At 64.9% G+C, this 5,416-nt stretch carries 3 protein-coding genes; all 3 read left to right on the top strand.

Annotated features, from left to right (window positions below):
• Positions 1-331: (2Fe-2S)-binding protein (locus tag ABR948_RS27930; protein ID WP_428124273.1), on the top strand; the 331-nt coding region annotated here is incomplete at its 5' end.
• Positions 331-3,906, top strand: a complete 3,576-nt coding sequence (locus ABR948_RS27935) for a molybdopterin cofactor-binding domain-containing protein (RefSeq protein WP_428124275.1) — start codon at positions 331-333, stop codon at positions 3,904-3,906. The genes ABR948_RS27930 and ABR948_RS27935, both read left to right, overlap by 1 nt.
• A 76-nt stretch (positions 3,907-3,982) precedes the next feature.
• Entirely contained in the window at positions 3,983-5,287 is a 1,305-nt protein-coding gene (pncB, locus tag ABR948_RS27940; RefSeq protein ID WP_428124277.1) for a nicotinate phosphoribosyltransferase, read from the top strand.
• The last annotated feature ends 129 nt before the right edge of the window (positions 5,288-5,416 follow it).

Below are 5,416 nucleotides of genomic sequence, written 5' to 3' on the forward strand. Positions count from 1 at the left end.
GGTGCTGATCGACGGCCTCGCCGCCCGTTCCTGCGTGATCCCGATCAGCGGCTGCGTCGGTCGCGACATCCTGACGCTGGAGGGCCTCGGCTCGCGCAGCGATCCCGATCCGGTGCAGGACGCCTTCATCCGGGAACAGGCCGCGCAATGCGGCTACTGTCTCAACGGCATGATCATGACGACGAAGGCGCTGTTGATGCGCAATCCGCAGCCTTCCGAGCGCGAAGCCCTTGAGGCGCTGCGTTACAATCTTTGCCGGTGCGGCGCGCATATCGAGATCGTGCGCGCGGTGATGCGGGCGGCGGGCCATGCCGCCGAGGCGCGGGACTGATGACCACGCCAGGCTTTGCAGACAATCGTGAGCTTCGGCCCGGATCGTTGTCGGTGGTTCGCCCGGCGGCCTCGGGCGCGACAGCCGGATTCGAAACCTTCATCAGCATTACGGCCGATGGTTCGGTCACGGCCTTCAACGGCCATGTCGACCTCGGCACCGGCATCCGCACCGCGCTCGGACAGATCGTCGCCGAAGAACTCGACGTATCGCTGGCGCGCGTCAAAGTCGTGCTCGGCGATACCTCGAGGGTTCCCAATCAGGGCGCGACCATCGCCAGCGAGACCATTCAGATCACGGCAATACCGCTGCGCAAGGCCGCCGCGCAGGCGCGACATTTTTTGCTGGCGCGCGCCGCCGAGCGGCTCGAACTTCCCCTCAAAGACCTCGCGATCGACGACGGCCTGATCCGTGGGCATAATCGCAGCGTCAGCTTCGGCGAATTGATCGGCGACGAGAGCATCCGCCTTGAACTGGCCGACGATATCAAGGTCAAGGCCGTCGAAGCCTACAGCATCGTCGGGCAATCGGTGCCGCGCACCGATTTGCCGGCCAAGGCCACCGGCGAACTGGTCTATGTCCACGACGTCCGCCTGCCCGGCATGCTGCATGGCCGCGTCGTGCGCCCGCCCTATGCCGGCGTCGATGCCGGTCCCTTTGTCGGTACCAGCCTGATCGCCGTCGACGAGGCGTCGGTTCGCAATATTCCGGGGCTGGTGGCCGTGGTGCGGATCGGCGACTTCGTCGGTGTCATTACCGAGCGCGAGGAAAACGCGGTCAAGGCGGCGGCGCAACTCAAGGTGAGCTGGAAGCCGACCCCGACGCTGCCCGATCTGAAGGACGTCGAGACCGCGCTGCGCGCCAATCCCTCGACGCCGCGAATCCTGATCGACAGAGGCGACGTCGACGCGGCGCTGGCCGCCGCGGCGAAACCGATGCAGCGGACGTATATCTGGCCGTACCAGATGCACGCGTCGATCGGCCCGTCCTGCGCGGTTGCCGATTTCAACGACGGGCACATCAGGGTCTGGTCCGGCACCCAGAATCCGCACATCCTGCGGGCTGATCTGGCGCTGCTGCTGCAGCGGCCGGAAGCTGAAATCGATGTCATCCGCATGGAGGCCGCCGGCTGCTACGGCCGCAATTGCGCCGACGACGTTTCGGCCGATGCGGTCCTGCTGTCGCGCGCGGTCGGCCGCCCCGTCCGCGTGCAATTGACGCGCGAGCAGGAGCACGCCTGGGAACCGAAGGGCACCGGCCAGTTGATGGACGTCAAGGGCGGACTGCGCGCCGACGGCAATGTCGCCGGGTATGATTTTGCGACGCGCTATCCCTCCAACGGCGCACCTACTTTGGCGCTGCTTTTGACCGGCGCGGTGGCGCCGGTGGCGATCGTATCGGAAATGGGCGACCGCACCGCGATCCCGCCTTACGACTTTGAGGCGATGCGCGTGGTGGCGCACGACATGCCGCCGATCGTGCGCGCGGCCTGGTTTCGCGGTGTCTCGGCATTGCCGAATACCTTCGCCCACGAATCCTTCATCGACGAACTGGCGACCGAAGCCGGCGTCGATCCGATCGAATATCGCCTGCGCTATCTCAGGGATGTCAGAGCGGTCGATCTCGTCAAGGCCGTCACCGAGCGGGCCGGCTGGACGCCGCGTCCGGTGCGGCAAGAACCGACGGCCGAAGGCGACATCGTGCGCGGGCGGGGTTTTGCCTACGCGTTGTATGTCCACAGCAAGTTTCCGGGCTTTGGCGCCGCGTGGTCGGCCTGGATCACCGACGTCGCGGTCAACAAGGTGACCGGCGATGTCAGCGTGACGCGCGTCGTGGCCGGCCAGGATTCCGGGTTGATGATCAACCCGGATGGCGTGCGTCACCAGATTCACGGCAACGTCATCCAGTCGACCAGCCGCGCGCTGATGGAAGAGGTCTCGTTCGACCGCCATTCGGTGACCAGCCGCGAATGGGGCGCCTATCCGATCATCACCTTCCCGGATATTCCCGAGATCGACGTGTTGATGCTGCCGCGGCCGGATCAGCCGCCGCTCGGCGTCGGTGAATCCGCCTCGGTCCCCAGCGCCGCGGCAATTGCGAATGCGATCTTCGATGCCACCGGCGTGCGCTTTCGCGAATTGCCGTTCACGCCCGAACGCATCCTGGCGGGATTGCGCGGCGAACAGGGAGCGGTACCGGCCGCCTTGCCGGCAACAGCGAGAGCCCCGGAGCCGATGTCGACTTTCGCGGTCTCGAACCCGTTCGCACGACGACGCGGCGCGTTAGCAACTGTCGCGGCCCTGCTGGCCGCGATCGTCGGCATCGGCGCCGCCGTGCTGCCCTGGCGGTCGATCGCGCCGATCGCGCGACCGGATGCATCGGTGTTTTCAGCTGACACCATCGCCCGCGGCCGGCAATTGGCCGCGCTTGGCGACTGCGCGGTCTGCCACACAAATCTCAACGGCGGCACCGTCAATGCCGGTGGCCTCGCGATCGAGACGCCGTTCGGCATCATCTACAGCACCAACATCACGCCCGATGTGGCGACCGGAATCGGCGCATGGTCCTATCCCGCCTTCGAGCGCGCGATGCGCGAGGGCATCCATCGCGACGGAAGGCAGCTCTACCCGGCATTTCCCTACACGCATTTCGCCAGGACGACCGACGCTGACCTGCAGGCGCTCTACGCGTTTCTGATGGCGCAGGCACCAGTGCGGGCCGACACGCCCAAAACGAAGCTGGCATTCCCGTTCAACTGGCGACCGCTGCTGGCCGGATGGAACGCGCTGTTCCATCGCGCCGACGCGTTCGAGGCCGACGCGACGCAATCGGCGGCCTGGAATCGCGGCGCCTATCTGGTCGAAAGCCTCGGCCATTGCAGCGCCTGCCATTCGCCGCGCAACGCGCTGGGCGCGGAAAAAGCCAACGCCTATCTGGCTGGCGGTTTCGCGGAAGGCTGGGAAGCCCCGCCGCTGACCTCGCTGTCGCAGGCGCCGATTCCCTGGAGCGAGGATGAACTGTTCGCCTATCTGCGAACGGGTGAATCCCGATTCCACGGTGTCGCCGCAGGCCCGATGGCGCCGGTGGTGAAAGAACTCGCCGCTTTGCCCGACGAAGATATTCGCGCCATGGCGATCTATCTCGGCTCGTTCAACGACAACGCGATCAGCAAACCGGACCAGGAGGCGCTGGCCGTCCGGCTTGAAAGCCTGACCGGCACCAGGGTCGCTTCGGCCTCTTCTGTCGGCGTGCGCCTCTATGAGGGAGCCTGCGCGGTGTGCCATCAGGTCGGCGGCGCGCCTTTGTTCGGCAGCCGGCCGTCGCTGGCCCTGAACAGCAACCTGCATGGTGCGGTGCCAGACAATCTTATTCAGGTTATTCTGCACGGCATCGCCGAGCCGGTGTCGAGCGATCTCGGCTACATGCCCGGTTTCAAGGACAGCATGACCGACGATCAGCTCGCCGAGCTGGTGTCGTATCTGCGGCAGCAATTCGCTCCGGACAAACCCGCCTGGACCGGCGTGGCGGCCGCGGTCGGCCGGATCCGGCAGGGGCAAGGGCACGCGCAAAGGTAAGAGATGTCGCGCTGACCTGCCATGCCCCGGCTGAAAGCCACTGGTTGCAGGCTTCCCGGCGGGGTAGAGTCGGGACATGGCAGTCACAGACATTGCATCCCGGACCTACAACCACGGCTGGCGGCTCGATCCGATCGTGCGCAGCCTGCTCGATACCGATTTTTACAAGCTGCTGATGCTGCAGATGATCCGCGAATTCTACCCGGAGCAGCACACTACCTTTTCGGTCATCAATCGCAGCCGGCATGTACGGCTCGCCGAAATCATCGACGAGGGCGAGCTGCGCGCCCAGCTCGATCACGCCCGCGAAATCCGCTTCAGCAAGAAGGAGCTGATCTGGCTCGCCGGTAATACGTTCTACGGCAAGACCCAGATGTTTTCGCCTGATTTCATCAACTGGCTCGCCACCTTCCGGCTTCCCGAATACGAGCTGCGCAAGGTCGACGGCCAGTACGAACTGCATTTCCACGGCCCGTGGACCCATACCACGATGTGGGAAATTCCGGCGCTCGCGATTCTCAACGAGTTGCGCTCGCGCCAGGTGATGAAGGGCCAGGGCCGGTTTGCCCTCGACGTGCTCTATGCCCGCGCCAAGGCCAAACTATGGACCAAGGTCGAGCGCTTAAGGAAACTGGAGGGACTGCGGCTCTCGGATTTTGGAACGCGGCGGCGCCACGGTTTCCTGTGGCAGCGCTGGTGCGTCGAAGCGGTCAAGGAAGGCCTCGGCTCCTCCTTCACCGGAACGTCCAATGTTTTGCTGGCGATGGACAATGATCTGGAAGCGATCGGAACCAATGCCCATGAACTGCCGATGGTGGCCGCGGCCTTGGCGAATGACGACACCGAACTGCGCTGGGCGCCGTATCGCATTCTCGACCAGTGGCGCCACACCTATGGCGGCAATCTCCTGATCGCGTTGCCCGACGCCTTCGGCACCAAGCCGTTTCTGCGCGACGCCCCCGAATGGGTCGCGGACTGGACCGGCTTCCGGCCGGACAGCGCGCCGCCGATCGCGGCCGGCGAAGAGATCATCACCTGGTGGAAACAGAAGGGCCGCGATCCCAGGGAGAAATTGCTGGTGTTCTCCGACGGCATGGATGTCGGATCGATCGAGGAGACCTATCGTCATTTTGACGGCCGCGTGCGGATCAGCTTCGGCTGGGGCACCAACCTGACCAATGATTTTGTGGGATGCGCGCCCAACGGCTCGGTCGATCTCGATCCGATCTCGATCGTCTGCAAGGTGACATCGGTCGACGGCCGGCCGGCGGTGAAGCTGTCAGACAATCCGGAAAAGGCCACCGGCAGCGCGTCCGAAGTCGAGCGCTATTTGCGCGTGTTCGGCAACGCCGGCCGCGTTCGCACCGCGGTGCATGTGTGAAGGATTCGCATCGGCATGAAGCGGCGGGCGTCACTTCAAGGCATAATGACGAGATCGCAAGCGGCAGCAGAGCGCGATGGCTTTTAGTTGATGCTTGAGTTCGGTCACCTCGCCCCGCTTGCGGGGAGA

This window comes from Bradyrhizobium sp. (assembly GCF_050014615.1).
Classification (GTDB): domain Bacteria; phylum Pseudomonadota; class Alphaproteobacteria; order Rhizobiales; family Xanthobacteraceae; genus Bradyrhizobium.